This is a genomic window from Pseudomonas sp. CFBP 8770 (genome assembly GCF_014841705.1).
Lineage (GTDB): Bacteria > Pseudomonadota > Gammaproteobacteria > Pseudomonadales > Pseudomonadaceae > Aquipseudomonas.
In genome coordinates, this window is sequence record NZ_JACYUL010000004.1 from 256,742 (window position 1) to 276,230 (window position 19,489).

At 60.5% G+C, this 19,489-nt stretch carries 16 protein-coding genes and 4 tRNA genes; 11 read left to right on the top strand and 9 right to left on the bottom strand.

What is annotated here, in order from left to right; genetic code table 11:
* The first annotated feature begins 223 nt into the window (after positions 1-223).
* Genes pilB through yacG form a run of 5 tightly spaced genes read left to right on the top strand, consistent with a single transcriptional unit; the run spans position 224 to position 4,844 of the window.
* The gene (gene pilB / locus IFT98_RS10860; RefSeq protein WP_192048601.1) at positions 224-1,930 is read left to right on the top strand and encodes a type IV-A pilus assembly ATPase PilB; all 1,707 of its coding nucleotides are present in this window, start codon (positions 224-226) and stop codon (positions 1,928-1,930) included.
* 2 nt (positions 1,931-1,932) lie between these two features.
* Positions 1,933-3,150, top strand: a complete 1,218-nt coding sequence (locus tag IFT98_RS10865) for a type II secretion system F family protein (protein WP_192048603.1) — start codon at positions 1,933-1,935, stop codon at positions 3,148-3,150.
* Between the two features lies 1 nt (position 3,151).
* Entirely contained in the window at positions 3,152-4,024 is an 873-nt protein-coding gene (locus tag IFT98_RS10870; protein WP_192048876.1) for a prepilin peptidase, read from the top strand.
* Entirely contained in the window at positions 4,021-4,644 is a 624-nt protein-coding gene (gene coaE, locus IFT98_RS10875) for a dephospho-CoA kinase (protein WP_192048605.1), read from the top strand. Before IFT98_RS10870 ends, coaE begins: the two co-directional genes overlap by 4 nt.
* The gene (gene yacG, locus IFT98_RS10880; protein WP_122715126.1) at positions 4,641-4,844 is read left to right on the top strand and encodes a DNA gyrase inhibitor YacG; all 204 of its coding nucleotides are present in this window, start codon (positions 4,641-4,643) and stop codon (positions 4,842-4,844) included. Before coaE ends, yacG begins: the two co-directional genes overlap by 4 nt.
* 189 nt (positions 4,845-5,033) lie before the next feature.
* Here the strand turns inward: yacG and IFT98_RS10885 are convergent, their stop codons facing one another.
* The gene (locus IFT98_RS10885; RefSeq protein ID WP_122715125.1) at positions 5,034-5,459 is read right to left on the bottom strand and encodes a DUF3830 family protein; all 426 of its coding nucleotides are present in this window, start codon (positions 5,457-5,459) and stop codon (positions 5,034-5,036) included.
* A gap of 100 nt (positions 5,460-5,559) precedes the next feature.
* Between IFT98_RS10885 and IFT98_RS10890 the strand changes: the two genes are divergently transcribed.
* Together IFT98_RS10890 and IFT98_RS10895 are read left to right on the top strand one after the other, a co-directional pair.
* Positions 5,560-6,189, top strand: a complete 630-nt coding sequence (locus IFT98_RS10890; protein WP_192048607.1) for a DUF1780 domain-containing protein — start codon at positions 5,560-5,562, stop codon at positions 6,187-6,189.
* A 327-nt stretch (positions 6,190-6,516) separates the two neighbouring features.
* Positions 6,517-7,818 (top strand): NAD(P)/FAD-dependent oxidoreductase, encoded by a 1,302-nt coding sequence (locus IFT98_RS10895; protein WP_122795377.1) that lies wholly within the window; start codon positions 6,517-6,519, stop codon positions 7,816-7,818.
* A 291-nt stretch (positions 7,819-8,109) separates the two neighbouring features.
* On the opposite strand, the gene IFT98_RS10900 is transcribed toward IFT98_RS10895, so the two are convergent.
* The 7 genes from IFT98_RS10900 to rluD form a co-directional block, all read right to left on the bottom strand.
* Positions 8,110-8,186 (bottom strand) — tRNA-Pro (locus tag IFT98_RS10900).
* 98 nt (positions 8,187-8,284) lie between these two features.
* Positions 8,285-8,360, bottom strand: a tRNA-Lys gene (locus IFT98_RS10905).
* 5 nt (positions 8,361-8,365) lie between these two features.
* Positions 8,366-8,442: transfer RNA gene (locus IFT98_RS10910), tRNA-Pro, on the bottom strand.
* 10 nt (positions 8,443-8,452) lie between these two features.
* A tRNA-Asn gene (locus tag IFT98_RS10915) sits at positions 8,453-8,528 on the bottom strand.
* A gap of 381 nt (positions 8,529-8,909) precedes the next feature.
* Positions 8,910-11,474, bottom strand: a complete 2,565-nt coding sequence (gene clpB, locus IFT98_RS10920; RefSeq protein WP_122795378.1) for an ATP-dependent chaperone ClpB — start codon at positions 11,472-11,474, stop codon at positions 8,910-8,912.
* A 327-nt stretch (positions 11,475-11,801) separates the two neighbouring features.
* Positions 11,802-12,539 (bottom strand): peptidoglycan editing factor PgeF, encoded by a 738-nt coding sequence (gene pgeF / locus IFT98_RS10925; RefSeq protein ID WP_192048609.1) that lies wholly within the window; start codon positions 12,537-12,539, stop codon positions 11,802-11,804.
* Entirely contained in the window at positions 12,536-13,498 is a 963-nt protein-coding gene (gene rluD / locus IFT98_RS10930; protein WP_122475306.1) for a 23S rRNA pseudouridine(1911/1915/1917) synthase RluD, read from the bottom strand. The genes pgeF and rluD overlap by 4 nt, the downstream gene beginning before the upstream one ends.
* Positions 13,499-13,648: 150 nt before the next feature.
* Between rluD and IFT98_RS10935 the strand changes: the two genes are divergently transcribed.
* The 4 genes from IFT98_RS10935 (at position 13,649) to IFT98_RS10950 (ending at position 18,071) form a co-directional block, all read left to right on the top strand.
* Positions 13,649-14,671 carry an outer membrane protein assembly factor BamD gene (locus IFT98_RS10935; RefSeq protein ID WP_192048611.1) on the top strand — a complete coding sequence of 341 codons (1,023 nt, stop codon included), beginning with the start codon at positions 13,649-13,651 and terminating at the stop codon, positions 14,669-14,671.
* 232 nt (positions 14,672-14,903) lie between these two features.
* A complete protein-coding gene (locus tag IFT98_RS10940; RefSeq protein WP_122475309.1) occupies positions 14,904-15,137 on the top strand; it encodes a PP0621 family protein in 234 nt (77 codons plus the stop codon).
* Entirely contained in the window at positions 15,127-16,722 is a 1,596-nt protein-coding gene (locus IFT98_RS10945; protein WP_425312030.1) for a sensor histidine kinase, read from the top strand. Before IFT98_RS10940 ends, IFT98_RS10945 begins: the two co-directional genes overlap by 11 nt.
* A 2-nt stretch (positions 16,723-16,724) precedes the next feature.
* Positions 16,725-18,071 carry a sigma-54-dependent transcriptional regulator gene (locus IFT98_RS10950; RefSeq protein WP_192048613.1) on the top strand — a complete coding sequence of 449 codons (1,347 nt, stop codon included), beginning with the start codon at positions 16,725-16,727 and terminating at the stop codon, positions 18,069-18,071.
* Between the two features lie 312 nt (positions 18,072-18,383).
* Here IFT98_RS10950 and thiO read toward each other — a convergent pair whose 3' ends face one another.
* Positions 18,384-19,484 (bottom strand): glycine oxidase ThiO, encoded by a 1,101-nt coding sequence (gene thiO / locus IFT98_RS10955; RefSeq protein WP_192048615.1) that lies wholly within the window; start codon positions 19,482-19,484, stop codon positions 18,384-18,386.
* Positions 19,485-19,489: the final 5 nt, after the last annotated feature.

A 19,489-nucleotide genomic window follows, 5' to 3' on the forward strand; every position in this document is an offset into this window, starting at 1 on the left:
TTCACATCTCCGAAGATGACGGGTATACGTCGTTGGAAAGACCTAAGCACGAGGCATGCCAACTATCCATCGCTCATTCCAAGGCGAGTTCGCTCGTGTCGTAAAGACCGGCACACCGTAACCGGGACACAAACTGACGAATTTTGTCACCTGTTTACCCGCGCTTGGCTTCGTAGGTGCTTGTGCGCTATAAATATCTAAATTTGAAAGGATCGGTGCTGAGATGAACGATTTGGCCCTCACTGGCCTTGCTAAGCAATTGGTGGTAGCAGAACTGCTTACAGAAAAAGCAGCTCAGCAAGCAGTACATCAGGCTCAAAAAAGCAGACTATCTTTTGTTCATTATCTCGTACAAGCAAAACTTGCAAATAGTAAAGCGATTGCCGAAGTAGCTGCCGATCAATTTGGTAGCCCTTTACTAGATTTGTCTGCAATTGATAAAGAACATCAACCTAAAAATCTGGTAAGCGAAAAGCTCATACGCCAACATCACGCTCTCCCTCTCTGGCGTAGGGGTAACAAATTATTCATCGCTCTATCTGATCCAACGAATCATCAAGCTATTACCGACATCCAGTTCAGCACCGGGTTGAACACTGAATCAATTCTTGTGGAGGATGACAAGCTATCTGACGCAATCGAGCGTTTTTTTGAAAACGGGAATACTGGCTTAGAGGACATGGCCGATATAGACCTTGACGGGATCGATATCTCAGCCGATGGCGGGGACAAAGAAGATAATATAGTGGGCCAGGGCCAAGATGCAGATGACGCCCCCGTGGTTAGATTCGTCAATAAGATGCTACTTGACGCGATCAGAGGTGGCTCTTCAGACCTGCATTTCGAGCCGTATGAGAAAATCTACAGGGTCAGGCTTCGAACTGACGGTATGTTGAAGGAAGTCGCGCGCCCACCTATAAACCTTGCAGGGAGAATTGCAGCGCGACTTAAAGTCATGGCGAGCCTTGACATATCCGAGCGTAGAAAACCTCAAGACGGCCGAATAAAGATGCGAATTTCTAAAACTAAAACGATAGATTTTCGAGTAAATACTCTACCGACGCTCTGGGGTGAAAAGATCGTTATGCGAATTCTGGATCCGTCCAGCGCGCAAATGGGAATCGATGCACTTGGATACGAGGCTATTCAGAAGGAATTGTACCTTCAAGCACTACGTCAGCCACAAGGTATGATTCTGGTGACTGGGCCTACTGGCTCGGGAAAAACGGTATCGCTTTATACTGGGCTTAATATACTCAATACCGTTGATATTAATATTTCAACCGCCGAAGACCCAGTTGAAATAAACATGGAGGGCATCAACCAGGTCAATGTCAATCCTCGTCAAGGTCTTGATTTTGCCCAGGCTTTGCGCTCGTTCTTGCGACAAGATCCAGATGTCATCATGGTGGGTGAGATTCGAGATTTGGAAACTGCAGAGATTGCCATAAAGGCCGCGCAGACAGGGCACCTAGTGCTATCTACGCTTCACACCAATAGTGCGGCGGAAACACTGACTCGCTTGCAAAACATGGGCGTTGCGGGCTTCAACATAGCCACATCAGTTAACTTGATTATCGCGCAACGCCTGGCTAGAAAGCTTTGCCCTATTTGTAGAACGGAGAAGTCAATCCCTGTTCAAGCTCAGATCGAAGAAGGCTTTCCGCCGGCCCAGATCGGACAGTTCAAAATCTATGAACCTAAAGGTTGCGACCAATGCAATGGCGGCTACAGAGGACGGGTAGGGATATACGAGGTAGTTAAGAATACGAAAGAATTGCAGCGGATGATCATGGCGGCCAATAACGCGATAGAAATAGCTGAACAAATGCGAAAGGAGGGTTTCAATGACCTTAGGACTTCCGGGCTGTTCAAGGTCATGCAAGGCGTTACCAGCCTTGAGGAAGTCAACCGCGTGACCAAGGATTAATCATGGCCATCAAACCTACAAAGCCTCCGACATTTGCCTGGGAGGGAACGGACAAGAAAGGAAATCTCGTCAGAGGTGAGTTGACCGCGCTGAGCCCAGCGCTGGCGAAGGCCTATCTGCGCAAACAGGGTGTTACGCCATTAAAAATAAAGAAAAAAACATCTTCTATTTTCAGCAAAGGAAAAAAAATAAAACCGCTTGCAGTGGCGCTATTTACGCGACAACTAGCCACAATGATGAAAGCTGGGGTGCCCTTGCTTCAATCCTTCGACATTATCGCCGAAGGCGTTGACAATCCAAATATGAAACGATTGGTAGAAGATGTAAAGCAAGATGTCGCTGCAGGGAACAGCCTGGCTTCGTCGGTAAGGAAACACCCTTTGTATTTCGATGACCTCTATTGCAACCTAGTTGATGCAGGTGAACAAGCCGGTGCGCTTGAGACTTTATTGGATAGAATTGCCACCTACAAGGAAAAAACCGAAGCCCTTAAAGCCAAAATCAAAAAGGCGATGACTTACCCTGCTGCAGTGCTGGTAGTAGCCTTCATCGTGTCCGGAATTCTGTTAATAAAAGTCGTCCCTCAATTTCAGTCGGTATTTGCTGGATTCGGAGCCGAGCTACCGGCTTTCACCCAAATGGTTATAAACCTTTCCAATGCGCTGCAGGAATGGTGGCTCATCGTACTAGCAGCTTTAATCGGCTTCTTCTTCGTCTTTCGTCACGCATACAGAACCAGCAGGCCAATGCGCGATACTATCGACAGGGCATTGCTTAAAACACCGATTGTAGGAGGAATACTTTATAAATCAGCTGTTGCCCGATATGCACGTACGTTATCCACTACCTTTGCGGCAGGTGTCCCTTTAGTGGATGCGCTGGACTCAGTAGCGGGAGCGACCGGCAATGTCGTATTTAAGAATGCTGTAAATACCATCAAACAGGACGTTTCAACGGGCACACAGCTCAACGTCTCCATGAGATCCGTTGCGATATTCCCAAGCATGGCAATCCAAATGACCGCGATAGGCGAAGAGTCCGGCGCGCTCGATGATATGCTGGAGAAAGTTGCCACCTATTATGAAGCGGAAGTGGACAATGCCGTTGACAGCCTCACCAGCTTGATGGAACCAATGATTATGACGGTATTGGGGGTGGTCGTAGGTGGGCTGGTTATCGCTATGTATCTACCTATCTTCAAACTCGGCGCAATCGTCTAATATGCTCTTACCAGAATCCATCCTAACCTCAGAACCCATTTTACTTCCATGCGCCCTCCTCCTGGGCCTCATCATCGGCAGTTTCCTCAACGTCCTCATCCACCGCCTGCCGATCATGCTCGACCGGGACTGGACCACCCAATCCCGTGAAATGCTCGGCCTGCCGCCGGAGCCCAAAGGCGCCACCTACAACCTGCTGCTCCCCCATTCCGAATGCCCGCACTGTGCCCACAAGATCCGCGCCTGGGAGAACATCCCGGTGGTGAGCTATCTGATGCTGCGGGGTAAGTGTGCCAGTTGTCGGGCGAAGATCAGCCTGCGTTATCCGCTGGTGGAGCTGGCCACGGGCATCTTGAGTGCCTTTGTGGTTTATCACTTCGGGTTGAGCTGGCAGGCCGGTGCGTTTCTGCTGCTGACCTGGGGCTTGCTGGCGATGAGTCTGATCGATGCCGATCACCAGTTGCTGCCGGATGTGCTGGTGCTGCCGTTGCTGTGGCTGGGGTTGATCGTCAATGGCCAGGGGTTGTTTACCAATCTCTACGACGCGCTGTGGGGCGCGGTGGCGGGTTATCTGAGCCTGTGGCTGGTGTATTGGGTGTTCAAGCTGATCACCGGCAAGGAAGGCATGGGTTACGGCGATTTCAAGTTGCTGGCCATGCTCGGGGCCTGGGGTGGCTGGCAGATTTTGCCGCTGACCATTCTGTTGTCGTCGCTGGTGGGGGCGGTGCTGGGGGTGTTGATGTTGCGGATGCGCAACGCGCAAACCAGTACGCCGATCCCGTTCGGGCCTTATCTGGCCATCGCGGGGTGGATTGCATTGCTGTGGGGTGATCAAATAACCACTTCATACATGCAGTTTGCCGGGTTCCGATGACAACAGCTGTGGATAAACCTTGGGTGCTGGGCCTCACCGGTGGCATCGCCAGTGGCAAGAGCGCGGCAGCGCAACGCTTTGCCGAGTTGGGCGTGCACGTGGTGGACGCCGATCAGGCTTCGCGCTGGGTGGTGGAGCCGGGGCGGCCAGCGCTGGCGGCGCTGGTGCAGCGCTATGGTGTGGCGCTGTTGCAGGCTGATGGCAGCCTCGACCGTGGGGCGTTGCGCAAGGTGATCTTCGAGGATGCGCAGGAGCGGCGCTGGGTCGAGGCTTTGTTGCATCCGTTGATTGCCGAGGAAATCGCTCGGTCGCTGGCTTCGGCAACGTCGCCCTATGCGGTGTTCGTGTCGCCGCTGATGGTCGAGTCGGGGCAGTACCGGACTACCCAGCGCTTGCTGGTGGTGGATGCGCCGGAGGCGGTGCGGGTTGCGCGGACCTTGCTGCGCGATCACACCACGCCCGAGCAGGTCCAGGCGATTCTGAAAGCTCAGGCTAGCCGCGAGCAGCGGCTGGCGCTGGCGGACGATGTGCTGGTCAACGACCGCGATCTGGCCTGGCTGCATTCGGAAGTCGAGCGGCTGCATGCTTTTTATCTGACTTTGCGTGGAGGCCGAGAATGAGCCAACCCTTGACCGTTGATTGCCCGACTTGCGGGGCGCCGGTGGAATGGACGGCAGCGAATGCGAACAGGCCGTTCTGTTCCGATCGTTGCAAATTGATTGACCTGGGCGCCTGGGCGTCCGAGGAGCACAAGATTCCGGTGAGCCCGGATGCCGAGGACGACCTGTTCAGCGAGGACCTGCCACCGCGCGGACATTGAGGCGGTCGGGCACCAGGCGATAGTGCTTGCACCTGTGCATGGTTCGCGGCCACGGACCGCCCCCACAGTGGATATCGGGTACCCGTGGGAGCGGTCATCGGCCGCGAAGAGGGCTCTGCGGATTGTCTGGGATACCGCGGTGCATGGTTCGCGGCCACGGACCGCTCCTACAGGGTATCTACAAGGCGATCACGCCAATTCGAACACCACCTCTTGCGCACCTTCCCACAAGGTCTTCACGCCCAGGGCGCGGAGGTTTTCCTTGCCCTGCACCACGGTAAGAAAGTGATTGCCGGCCAACTGCCCCATCTTGCTGGCGAAGCAGCATGACCCGTAGGCCAGCAGAATTTCCGTCTCGCTGTACGGCCCGGGATAAAACAACACGTCCCCCACCGACGGGTGGCTGGTGTGGTTCTCGAACCCGACCGGCTCGTCACCGCGCAGCAACTGGAATTCACCCAGCGGCACCCAGCACGCCTCGCCACTCCAGCGCACATGGATGATCTTCTGCCGATACGGCAGCAGCTTGAGAAACGCATCCACCGTCTGCGGTGCATCGGGATGGGTTTCGGCCAAGAATTCGTAGCCGCCGGAGGTGATCTTGATGCTGGGCATGGTGCAGCTCCTGGGAAAATCCCATCCTTACCCATCGCCGAAGGATTTTGAAGCGTCGAGCGTTATTCTTTTCGTCGCACAGGCGGGCTAAGCTAGGGCCATGGATGACTCCGACTACCTGCGTTTGCTCACCAGCCAGGCCGAACAGGCCAATGCCTTCCTCTCCAATGCGCGCAAGTGGGAGCGCGAGCGTTGGGTGTGCGAGCGCCTGTTGCAGGGCCTGAACATCGCCTACCGTGACGATGAGTTCACCCCCGCCGGCCAGGAGCCGCCGGACGTGCTGTTCCGTGAAGCCAGTTTCGAAGTGTTCTTCGTGCTCGACGAGGGGCGCCGGCTCAACGATGAGTGGCGCGAGGAGTTGCAGCGCCGCCGCAGCGCTTTCTCCCTCAGCCAACTGGTCCGGCGCGAGGCACGCCCCAAACGCATCCGCGCACCCGAGCTGCTGCAGCGGCTGGCGCCGACCCTGCGCAAGAAAGCCCACAACTACCGCGAACGCGGGCTGGACCTTGGTGAGTTGGACATCATTGCCTTCGCCAGCCTGAAGCGCGAAGCCTTGGACCTGAACAGCCATTTTCCGCCGCCTACCGAGTTTCTTCGCCAAGGCTGGCGCTCGCTGTCGCTGGTCGGCCCCACCTTTGCCCGGGTCTTGTTCGCGCATCCGGATGCGCCGGACTTCCTGCGCAACAACCTGGGCCGCAGCATCGTTTTCGATGTAGGCATCAGTTTGTGAATCCACCCCTTTACCAGTCATGGCGCAGGGGCCGTGCGGATGATACAAAGCGCTCTCGCCCGCACCGCCTGTCAGGAACCCTGTAGCCTTGCCCGCGTCTGAAACGTCTACCTGTTCAGGGTCGCCTGCCCTGCCACGTGACTCTCGCCATTGATCGGCGGTCACCCGTGCGCGCCTCGGTTGCAAGTCGAGCAGCTGCTTCTTGCCCTGGGGACAGCCGTAGCAGGGCTTGTCGATCCATCTGTTCGAAGGTGTGGAGCTATGAGCTGCCTTGCGCTCGCCCCCCTTCGCAGACACCCGAATTCGTTAACCTTATGAGAGCTTTCCATGACACATCGCATCGTTATTGTCGGCGGCGGCGCCGGCGGCCTGGAACTGGCCACCAGCCTGGGCAAGACTTTGGGCAAGCGCGGTACGGCCAGCGTCACGCTGGTGGACGCCAACCTGACCCATATCTGGAAACCGCTGCTGCATGAGGTGGCAGCCGGCTCCTTGAATTCGTCCGAAGACGAGCTCAACTACGTGGCACAGGCCAAGTGGAATCATTTCGAGTTTCAGCTTGGCCGCATGAGCGGTCTGGACCGCGCGGCCAAGCAGATCCAATTGAGCGCCACCCTCGATCCGGAAACCGGCCTGGAGCTGGTCCCGGCGCGCAGCATCGGCTATGACACGCTGGTCATCGCGGTGGGCAGCACCACCAACGACTTCGGCACCCAGGGGGCGGCGGAGCACTGCCTGTTCCTCGACACTCGCAAGCAGGCCGAGCGTTTCCACCAGCAACTGCTTAATCACTACCTGCGCGCCCATGCCGGGCACGACGAGAGTCGCGCGCAGATCAGCGTCGCCATCGTCGGTGCCGGTGCCACAGGAGTCGAGCTGGCGGCCGAGCTGCACAACGCGGCAAAAGAACTGGCGGCTTATGGCTTGGGCCGCATCGCACCCGAGAACATGCGCATCACCTTGATCGAAGCCGGCCCGCGGGTGCTGCCGGCGCTGCCCGAGCGCATCGGTCAGCCGGTGCACCAGACCTTGGAGAAGCTCGGTGTGACGGTCTTGACCAATGCCGCGGTGAGCGAGGTGACTGCCGAAAGCCTGCTGACCAGCAGCGGCCAGGTGATTCCGGCCAGTTTGAAGGTGTGGGCAGCCGGTATTCGTGCGCCTGGCTTCCTCAAGGAGATCGATGGCCTGGAAACCAACCGCATCAATCAGTTGGTGGTACGCCCGACCCTGCAGTCCACCCGTGACGACGACATCTTTGCCTTCGGTGACTGCGCGGCGTGCCCGCAGCCGGGCACCGACCGCAACGTGCCACCGCGCGCGCAGGCAGCCCATCAGCAGGCCTCGTTGCTGGCCAAGTCGTTGAAGCTACGCATCGAAGGCAAGGCGCTGCCGGAGTACACCTACAAGGATTACGGCTCGCTGATTTCCCTCTCGCACTTTTCGGCGGTGGGCAACCTGATGGGCAACCTGACCGGCAGCGTCATGCTGGAAGGTTGGCTGGCGCGCATGTTCTACGTGTCGCTGTACCGGATGCACCAGGCGGCGCTGTATGGCCTGTTCCGCACCGGCATGCTAATGCTGGGCAGCCGCATCGGCCGCGGCACCGAGCCGCGATTGAAGCTGCATTGATCCATCGTTGCCTGCAATCCCGGTAGCAGCGGCGCAAGCCGCGTTACCGGCGATGCGGTGTGCCTGATTAAACGCGGTGCGGCCGGACGCGGCTTGCGCCGCTGCTACAGGTGGCTTCGTGGGAGCGGTCCGTGGCCGCGAAACAGACACCTCGGTGCAGCAGACAACACGCAGAGCTGCTTTCGCGGCCAATGACCGCTCCCACGGGGTACCCGTAGAGACTGGGGTGGAATGGCATGAAATCGAGAGCAAAAAAAAGGCGCCCATGACAGGCGCCTTTTTTCATGAATATGGTCGGGGTAAGGGGATTCGAACTCCTGACATCCTGCTCCCAAAGCAGGCGCGCTACCGGACTGCGCTATACCCCGGTACAAAAAAGGCACCCCGGAAGGCGCCTTTTCTGCTGCCCACCGCTGTTAAACGGTGGGGCTTTTTAAGATTCGATCCAGCGAACCGGAATCAAAAATGGTGGGTCGTGTGGGATTCGAACCTACGACCAATTGGTTAAAAGCCAACTGCTCTACCAACTGAGCTAACGACCCAAATATGGTCGGGGTAAGGGGATTCGAACTCCTGACATCCTGCTCCCAAAGCAGGCGCGCTACCGGACTGCGCTATACCCCGATATGAAATTTGGCTCCGTGACCAGGACTCGAACCTGGGACCCAATGATTAACAGTCATTTGCTCTACCGACTGAGCTATCACGGAACTATCAATTTCAGTACATCTACAACCGCTGCAGCTTCAAGCCTGTATCACTACCGCCTTGAACTCTTCGACCTGTTCGCATCGCTGCGTTCATGTCTCTGAGGCGCGCTATTCTACAATCTTCAAAACCTCTGTCAACCCTTTAAATTGCTTTCAAGACACTGATTTGCAACTTTTTTTCAGAACCGGGTGAAGCCAGTGGTTCTGCGGGATGACGTACAGCGGGGCGCACTTTACAAGCCTTGAAACGAAAATGCAACGGTAAATCAATGGGGTGGGTTAGTGAGGGCCTCTTCGCGGGCAAAGCCCGCTCCCACAATGACTTGAGCGCCCGCGGGAGCGGGCTCTTCCCGCGAAGAGGCCCTCACTGCCACTCATCACTCAAGCAAACACGATCTCGTCATCGACCACCGACGCCTGCACCGAAGTCCCTGGCAGGAATTTGCCCGAGAGAATCAGCTGCGCCAGCGGGTTCTCGATCCAGCGCTGGATCGCACGCTTCAACGGACGCGCGCCATACACCGGGTCGTAGCCCACCGCGATCAGCTTATCCAGCGCCTCATCGCTCAGCTCCAGGCTCAGATCGCGCTCGGCCAGACGACTACGCAGCCGTGCCAACTGGATCTGCGTGATCCCGGCGATCTGGTCGCGCGCCAGTGGCTCGAAAATCACCACCTCGTCGATCCGATTGACGAACTCGGGACGGAAATGACTGGTGACCGCATCCATGACCGCTGCGCGTTGTGCCTCGCGGTCGCCGACCAGCTCCTGGATACGCGCCGACCCCAGGTTCGAGGTCATTACGATCACGGTGTTGCGGAAGTCCACGGTACGCCCGTGGCTGTCGGTCAGACGGCCATCTTCCAGCACTTGCAAAAGCACGTTGAACACGTCCGGGTGGGCCTTTTCGACTTCATCGAGCAGCAACACCGAGTACGGCTTGCGACGCACCGCTTCGGTCAGGTAGCCGCCTTCTTCATAGCCAACGTACCCAGGTGGCGCACCGATCAGGCGAGCGACCGAATGCTTCTCCATGAACTCGGACATGTCGATGCGCACCATTGCCTCTTCGGTATCGAAGAGAAACTCGGCCAGCGCCTTGCACAGTTCGGTCTTGCCCACACCGGTCGGGCCGAGGAACATGAACGAGCCGCTGGGCCGGTTGGGATCGGACAATCCGGCACGCGAGCGCCGCACCGCGTTGGACACGGCAACCACGGCCTCTTCCTGGCCGATCACGCGCTGGTGCAGCAGGCTTTCCATCTTCAGCAGCTTGTCGCGCTCGCCTTCGAGCATCTTCGACACGGGAATCCCCGTCCACTTGGAAACCACCTCGGCGATCTCTTCCTCGGTCACCTTGCTGCGCAGCAACTGGTTCTCGCTCTTGCCGTGCTGATCGACCATCTGCAGGCTGCGCTCCAGGTCGGGGATGACCCCGTACTGCAACTCGGCCATACGGCTCAAGTCGCCGCGCCGACGCGCTGCTTCCAGTTCTTGACGTGATTGTTCGATCTTCTGCTGAATCTGCGCCGAACCCTGCACTTCGGCTTTTTCCGAAGTCCAGATCTCTTCCAGGTCGGCGTATTCGCGTTCCAGTCGGTTGATTTCCTCGGTCAGTTTTTCCAGACGCTTGATCGCGGCTTCGTCATCCTCTTTCTTCAAAGCCTGGGACTCGACCTTGAGCTGGATCAGACGGCGCTCCAGGCGGTCGAGCACTTCGGGCTTGGAGTCGATCTCCATGCGGATGCGGCTGGCCGCCTCGTCGATCAGGTCGATGGCCTTGTCGGGCAACTGGCGGTCAGTGATATAGCGATGGCTGAGTTTGGCTGCCGCGATGATCGCGCCGTCAGTGATCGCCACCTTGTGGTGAACCTCGTAACGCTCTTTGAGGCCACGCAGGATGGCGATGGTGTCTTCCTCGCTCGGCTCCTCGACCAGCACCTTCTGGAAGCGTCGCTCCAGGGCAGCGTCCTTCTCGATGTACTGGCGGTATTCGTTGAGCGTGGTGGCACCTACACAGTGCAGCTCGCCACGGGCCAGTGCCGGCTTGAGCATGTTGCCCGCGTCCATCGAGCCTTCGCCCTTGCCAGCGCCGACCATGGTGTGCAGTTCGTCGATGAACAGAATGATCTGCCCTTCCTGCTTGGACAGCTCGTTGAGCAGCGACTTCAGGCGCTCCTCGAACTCGCCGCGAAACTTGGCGCCGGCGATCAGCGCGCCCATGTCCAGGCTGAGCAGGCGCTTGCCGCGCAAGCCATCGGGGACTTCGCCATTGATGATGCGCTGAGCCAGGCCTTCGGCAATGGCAGTCTTGCCCACACCGGGCTCGCCGATCAGTACCGGGTTGTTCTTGGTGCGGCGCTGCAGCACCTGGATGGTCCGACGGATTTCGTCGTCACGGCCGATCACCGGGTCGAGCTTGCCTTCCTCGGCGCGTTTGGTCAGGTCGACGGTGTATTTTTCCAGGGCCTTGCGCGACTCCTCGGCGTTGGGGTCGTTGACCGCCTCGCCACCGCGCAGGTTGCTGATGGCATTTTCCAGGGCTTTCTTGCTGACGCCCTGCCCCAACAGCAGCTTGCCCAGCTTGCTGTTGTCGTCCATGGCGGCCAGCAATACGAGTTCGCTGGAGATGAACTGATCGCCCTTCTGCTGCGCCAGCCGGTCAGCCTGGTTGAGCAGGCGCGCCAGGTCCTGGGACATGTTGACGTCGCCGGTCGGGTTCTGGATTTTCGGCAACTGGTCGAGCTCTTTGCTCAGCGCCTTGCGCAGGCTGTTGACGTCGAAGCCCACCTGCATGAGCAACGGACGGATCGAACCGCCCTGCTGGTCGAGCTGGGCCTGCATCAGATGCGCCGGTTCGATGGCCGGATGGTCCATGCCAACGGCCAGGGATTGTGCGTCGGATAACGCGAGTTGAAGCTTGCTGGTCAAACGGTCTATACGCATGAGTCACCTTCCTGAAAAGGGGCAGGCCGGAGCGATGGACACACCTGATAAAGAAAACCTGCCGGGGATGACAGTTAGATGGGGGGTGTTGGTGAAGATTCAAGGTTGGGGGTTGCAGATCGAGGGAGGTTGTGTCTATACCGCCCGCTTCCATAATGCTAGAACTGCGCGAAGATCATTGTGGGAGAGGTCCGTGGCCGCGAACCAGACGCCGCGGTGGATCAATTAATCCGCAGTGCCCCTTTCGCGGCCGATGACCGCTCCCACAGGATGCAATCTACTCTGTGGGAGCGGGCAGTGCCCGCGAAGAGGCCTCCCGCGGCGAAGCTACGACTCCAGCCACACCAACGAAGCGAACCGCCCTGTGACCGACGCGCGGCGATAGGAAAAGAACCGCTCATCTTCCACGGTGCACATCCCCCCGCCATATACCGCCGTCATCCCTGCCGCCGCCAGGCGAATCCGCGCCAAGGCGTAGATATCAGCCAGGAACTTGCCGGGCGCGGCACCCGGCACGAACGCCTCATTTGCTTGCGGATGAGTCGCGATGAATGCGTCACGCACCTCGGCGCCGACCTCGAACCGACGCGGACCGATCGCCGGCCCCAGCCAGGCCATCAGCTGCTCGGGCGGTTCCTGGAAACCATCGACGGTGGCTTCCAGCACCCCGGCCGCCAACCCGCGCCACCCGGCGTGGGCCGCCGCCACACGGGTACCTGCCCGGTTGCAGAACAACGCAGGCAGGCAATCGGCAGTCATGGCGGTACAGGCAATGCCGGGGGTGGTGGTCCAGCTCGCATCCGCTTCGAGCACGCGGCTCGGGTCGGCCTCGACCACCCGGACCCCATGCACCTGGTTGAGCCAGGCCGGCAGGATGCCGAAGTGGGCGGTCAAACGCAGGCGGTTCTGGACCACGCACTGTGGATCGTCGCCCACATGCGCGCCCAGGTTCAGACTGGCGTACGGCGCCGGGCTGACGCCGCCTTCACGGGTAGTCACGCAGGCCCTCACCGACGCCGGAGCCGGCCAGTCGGGAAACAGCAGGCCCTGCGCGAACGTGGTCACCCGATGAAGGCCTCGCGATCCTGCTTGAGCAGCGACAGCAGCCAGACGAAGTCGTCGGGCAGAGGTGATTCCCAGCCCATGCGCTCACCGGTCGTCGGATGATCCAGCTCGAGGAAGCGCGCATGCAGGGCCTGGCGCGGGAAGGTTTTCAGCGCATCGACCATGGTGGCGCTGGCCGCAGGCGGAATGCGGAAGCGGCCGCCGTAGGCCGGATCGCCCACCAACGGGAAGTTGATGTGCGACATGTGCACGCGGATCTGGTGGGTCCGACCGGTTTCCAGCTTGACCCGCACATGGGTGTGGGAGCGGAAACGCTCGAGCACGCGATAATGGCTGACGGCTTGCTTGCCGCCCTCCATCACCGCCATGCGCTGGCGCTGCTGGCCGTGCCGACCGATCGGCGCGTTGATCTTGCCGCCTGCGGTGACCACGCCGATCACGATGCACTCATAGATGCGGCTGACCGAGCGACTCTGCAACTGTGTCACCAGCTGCGTCTGCGCCTGTATGGTCTTGGCCACTACCATCAGACCGGTGGTGTCCTTGTCCAGGCGGTGGACGATGCCGGCACGCGGCACGTTGATGATGTCCGGCACGTGGTGCAGCAGTGCATTGAGCAGGGTGCCGTCGGCGTGTCCGGCGGCCGGATGGACCACCAGGCCGGCCGGTTTGTTGATGACAAGGATCTGGTCGTCTTCGTAGACGATGTCCAGATCAATGTCTTGGGCCACCCACTCACCTTGGGCTTCCTGTTCGGCATTGAGCTCGAGCAGGGCACCGCCATGCACGGTATCGCGCGGGCGCAGAACGCCCCCGTCCACGGTCAGGCGGCCCTCTTTTATCCAGGCGGAAAGGCGCGAGCGCGAGTGCTCAGCGAATAATTGGGCGGCGACTTGGTCGAGGCGTTGTCCGCCCAAATCGGACGGTACCTCTGCGCGAAGTTGTATGATCTCGGACATGCTCGGACTAGGCGGCGGCACAGCCTTTGGTTTCGGCTGCACGCTTGTGGTTAAATACGGCGTCTTTTGCCCCGGTGGTTCCACGGGGTGCTCATCATAACAGGACGGCCACGCCCGAGACAGCGGCCGTTTATAGGGACGCTAGCCGCCATGCAAGTGAAACACCTGCTGCTGATCGCCATCCTCGGACTCACCGCGGCCTGTTCTTCGACCAAGGAAGTGGTCGATGAAAACCTCAGCGAAGTCGAGCTGTACCAGCAGGCGCAGGCCGACCTGGACAACAATAGCTACACCAGTGCCACGGCCAAGCTCAAGGCGCTGGAGTCGCGTTATCCGTTCGGCCGCTATGCCGACCAGGCGCAGCTCGAGCTGATCTACGCCAACTACAAGAACTCCGAGCCGGAAGCGGCGAAGTCGGCTGCCGAGCGCTTCATTCGCCTGCACCCGCAGCATCCGAACGTCGATTACGCCTATTACCTCAAGGGCCTGACCTCGTTCGACCAGGACCGTGGCCTGGTGGCGCGCTTCCTGCCGCTGGACATGACCAAGCGTGACCCGGGTGCTGCCCGCGATTCCTACAACGAGTTCGCCCAGCTCACCAGCCGCTTCCCCAACAGCCGCTACGCGCCCGATGCCAAGCAGCGCATGATCTACCTGCGCAACCTGCTGGCGTCCTACGAGATCCACGTGGCTGACTACTACCTGACCCGTCAGGCCTATGTCGCTGCCGCCAACCGTGGCCGTTACGTGGTGGAGAACTTCCAGGAAACGCCGTCCGTCGGCGACGGCCTGGCGGTGATGACCGAAGCCTACATGCGTCTGCACCTGGATGACCTGGCCGCGACCAGCCTGGACACCTTGAAGACCAACTACCCGGATCACCCGAGCCTGGAAGACGGCAAGTTCGTGCCCCAGCAGGACGAAGCGGACAACCGCTCGTGGATCTCCAAGGCCACTCTGGGCTGGATCGGCAACAACACCGACCCGCTGCCGCCGGGCGAAACCCGCGCCAACCAGGATGTGCAGCGTCAGTATCAGGAAGCGCGCGACGCCATTCCGAAAGAACTGCTGCCGCCTGAAGACGGCGGCACCGCCGACCAGCAGCAGCCGAACGCCGAAGAAGGCAAGAGCCGCTCGTGGTTCAGCTATGCCACCTTTGGTCTCTTCGACTGAAGCTGGGTTGCATTGAAAAAAGGGGCCTGACGGCCCCTTTTTTTTGCTACACACAAACCTGTGGGAGCGGTCCGTGGCCGCGAACGGCGCACCGCGGTATACCTGATGCACCGCAGCGCCCTTTTCGCGGCCGATGACCGCTCCCACGGGCGTAACAGCGATCACCGCTGCTTGCTCCGCATCGGGCGCGCTCCTACACTGCGCCATCTCCCCTGGCAAAGCTGACCATCCCATGATTCGCCTGATTTTCTGGATCGCCGTCGTGTTCGCCGCCATTTGGCTGTGGCGCAAATTCAAGAACCCGGCGCGCGCGCCTCGCCAGGATGACAAGCCTGCATCGCTGAGCATGGTTCGATGCGCCCAGTGCGGTGTGCATCTGCCAGAAGACAGCGCGCTGCGCCGCGACAGCCACTGGTATTGCAGCAAGCCGCACCTGGAGCAAGGGCCCGGCAACGGTGCCCGCTGAAGCGCAGTTTCTCGGCGGCGCCCAGGCGCAGCGGATGCTGCGCCTGTACCACCTCTACCGCTTGACCATCGGCCTGTCGCTGGTCCTGCTGATTTCCAGCAACATGGACAACCGCCTGCTGGAAGTGGCCGATGGCGAACTGTTTCGCGCCGGCAGCTGGCTGTACCTGATCCTGAACATCCTCGTCGTAGTGCTGATGGGCAACCCGCGCCGGGTCTTGCCGGTGTTCAGCCTGGCCACCGCCGACGTCATCATGCTCGCGGGCCTGTTCTACGCCGGCGGCGGCACACCCAGCGGTATCGGCAACCTCATGATCGCCTCGGTGGCCATGGGCAATCTGCTGCTGCGCAACCGCCTGGGCCTGTTGATCGCCGCGCTGGCCACCATCGGCATCATCTACCTGACCTTCTACCTGAGCATCTCGCGGCCCACCGCCGCCAACGACTACCTGCAGGCCAGCACCCTGGGTGTCCTCTGCTTCGCCGTGTGGTTCGTGGTTCAAGGGCTCAGTCGACTGCTGCGCACCAGCGAGAACCTGGCCGAGCAGCGCGCCAGTGACGTCACCAGCCTGGAAGCCCTGAACGCGCTGATTCTGCAGCGCATGCGCACCGGCATCCTGGTGCTGGACACCGAACTGCGGGTGCAATTGGCCAACCAGGGCGCTTTGGGCCTTTTCGGCCGCATGACACTCAATGGCGAGCTGATCGCCGTCCACTCACCCGACCTGATCGAACGGTTGCTGCAGTGGCAGACCAACCCCGCCCTGCGCGTGAAAAGCCTCAAGTTCTCCCCTACCGGGCCGTCCATCCAGGCCAGCTTCATCGCCCTGCGTCGCGGTGGTGAACAGCAGCAGACCCTGGTGTTTCTTGAAGACCTGTCGCAGATCGCACAGCAGGCCCAGCAACTCAAGCTGGCCGCGCTCGGTCGCCTTACGGCCAGCATCGCCCACGAAATCCGCAACCCGTTGGGCGCCATCAGTCATGCCGGACAACTGCTGCAGGAGTCCGAAGACCTGCCGGTGGCCGACCGGCGTCTGACGCAGATCATTCAGGATCAATGCAAGCGCATGAACCTGATCATCGAGAACGTGCTGCAGCTGTCGCGCCGGCGCCCCAGCGCACCGCACCCGCTGGACCTCAAGGCGTGGCTGGAAAACTTCGTCAGTGACTTTCGCACCACCGCGCGCCCGGGCCAGCAACTGCACATGTACGTCAGCGACGGCACCCTGGAAACCCGCATGGATGCCAACCAACTGACTCAGGTGCTGAACAATCTGGTGGAAAACGGTATGCGCTACAGCGCCCAGCAACAGGGCCGCGCGCAGGTCTGGTTGAATCTTTTCGTGGAGCCGACCGACGGCCTGCCGATCCTCGAGGTGCTGGACGATGGTCCGGGCTTTGCCGCCGATCAGTTGCAGCACATGTTCGAGCCTTTCTTCACCACCGAAAGCAACGGCACCGGGCTGGGCCTGTATATTTCCCGCGAGCTGTGCGAAAGCAATCAGGCCCACCTAGACTACAGAGCACGTGAAAAAGGGGGCAGCTGCATGCGCATCACCTTCGCCCACCCGCGCAAACAGGGATGACTATGAGCGCCAGGCAAAAAATTCTGATCGTGGACGACGAGCCGGACATCCGCGAACTGTTGGAGATCACCCTCGGCCGCATGAAACTGGAAACCCGTAGCGCGCGCGACGTCAACGAGGCCCGCGAATGGCTGGGCCGCGAATCGTTCGACCTGTGCCTGACCGACATGCGCCTGCCCGACGGCACCGGTCTTGAGCTGGTGCAGTTCATCCAGCAACGCTACCCGCAGGTGCCGGTGGCGATGATCACTGCCTTTGGCAGCCTGGACACCGCCATCAATGCGCTCAAGGCCGGCGCTTTCGATTTTCTTACCAAACCAGTCGATCTGCCGCGCCTGCGCGAGCTGGTTGGCACCGCGCTGCGCATGCCGGCGCCCGCCCCTGTCGGCAAGGAACCGAGCATCGACCAGCGCCTGCTTGGCGATTCGCCACCGATGTTGGGGCTGCGCAAGCAGATCGGCCGGCTGGCACGCAGCCAGGCGCCGGTCTACATCAGCGGCGAGTCGGGCAGCGGCAAAGAACTGGTCGCCCGGCTGATTCACGAGCAGGGCCCGCGCGCGGATCGGCCATTCATTCCGGTCAACTGTGGGGCCATCCCCGCCGAGCTGATGGAGAGCGAATTCTTCGGCCATCGCAAGGGCAGCTTCACCGGTGCCACCGAAGACAAGCCGGGGCTGTTTCAGGCGGCCAATGGCGGCACGCTGTTTCTCGACGAAGTGGCCGACCTGCCGTTGACCATGCAGGTGAAGCTGCTGCGCGCCATCCAGGAAAAGGCCGTGCGCGCCGTGGGCGGGCAGACTGAAAACGTGGTCGATGTGCGCATTCTCAGCGCGACCCACAAGGACCTCGCAGCCGAGGTAGCGGCCCAGCGCTTTCGCCAGGACCTCTACTACCGACTCAACGTGATCGAGTTGCGCGTGCCGTGCCTGCGCGAGCGCCGTGAAGACATTCCGCTGCTGGCTGGCAGCGTGCTGGCGCGCTTGGCGCAGGGCAGTGGCCTGCCACCGGCGCAGCTGACCCCGGCAGCCCTGGAAACCCTCAAGGGCTACCGCTTTCCCGGCAACGTGCGCGAACTGGAAAACATGCTCGAACGGGCCTACACCCTGTGCGAAGACGATCGCATCGAGGCGAGCGACCTGCGCCTGAGCGAAACGGCAGTCAGCGTGGAGTCCGGCGAACCCAGCCTGGCCCAGGTCGACAACCTGGAAGACTACCTGGAAAGCGTCGAGCGCAAGCTCATCCTGCAAGCGCTGGAAGAAACCCGCTGGAACCGCACGGCAGCGGCGCAGCGGCTGAACATGTCGTTTCGCTCGATGCGCTATCGCCTGAAAAAGCTTGGACTGGATTGATTCCGTGCCACCGCGTCAAACCCGGACGCGGCTCGCGCCGCTGCTACAGGGTTTGTGTGGTGCGCGTGATTGAACGCATCGGTGATGCACGCGGTGTGCCCGAACAGAAGCGTCGGCGGTGCTCGCGGTATGCCCGAATGACCGCGGCCGGGCCGGACGCGGCTTGCGCCGCTGCTACAAGACAACGCGATCCCCGTAGCAGCGGTGCAAGCCGCGTCGGCGGTTAGCGCGGTGTGCCTGAATGAACGCGTCGGCGGTTTACGCGGTGTGCCTGAATGAACGCGGCGAGGCCGGACGCGGCTTGCGCCGCTGCTACAGGGGGATGCGGTCCTGCGGCGCGTAGGGGGCTGGATCGATCACGGCTTCGCGACCCAGCAGCAGGTCGGCCAGCAGACGACACGAAGCCGGCGCCAGCACCAACCCATTGCGGTAATGCCCGCAGTTCAACCACAAACCCGGATGCCGCGGCAGCGCACCAATGAACGGTATCCCCTCCGGCGACCCCGGACGCAACCCGGCCCACTGCTGCACCGGCGTGGCCTCGGCCAAGGCTGGTAGCAGATCGACCGCCGAGGCCATCAGGCTGTGCAGCGCTTCCTGCGTTGTCGTCTTGTCGAAGCCCGCATGCTCCAATGTGCTGCCGATCAATACATGCCCATCGCGACGGGGAATCGCATAGCGCCCCTTGGCCAGCACCATGCTCGGGAGAAAGTCGGCCGCGCATTTGAACAGGATCATCTGGCCCTTCACCGGCTCAACCGGCAAACCGATGCCCAGGGTCTGCAACAACTCACCGCTCCAGGCGCCCGCAGTCAGCACCACCTCGTCGGCCAGCGCCTCCCCCTGCGCCGAACGCACACCGACCACCCGCTGGCCATCTAGCAAAAAGCCCTGCACTTCACACTGCTCGCGCACCGTCACGTTGGGCATCGCCGACAAAGCCGCTTTCAAAGCCTTGATCAAGCGCGGATTGCGCACGTTGGCGACATCGGCCATATGAATCGCCCGCCCGAACCCGGGCCCCAGCACCGGCACGGCCTCATAGGTAGCTGAAATATCCACTGCCGCCAGCCCCCGACGATTGACCCGTGCCCAGGCAAGCGCCTCGGCTTCATCGTCCAGGTCCAGCCAGTACAAACCGGTGGTGTACACCTGCGGGTCGATGCCCGTATCGACGGCCAGGCGCTGCCCCAGGCGCGGATAGAAATCCTGCGACCAATGCGCCAACGCCGTAACCGCCGGGCTGTAGCGCCAGGGATACAGCGGCGAAACGATGCCGCCGCCGGCCCAGGAAGACTCCTGGCCGACCGCGCTGCGGTCGATCAGGGTAATGCGACCCACATGGGCAGCAAGGTTGTAGGCCGTCAGCAGGCCCATCACGCCGCCGCCGACAACCAACACATGGTCAGACATGAAAC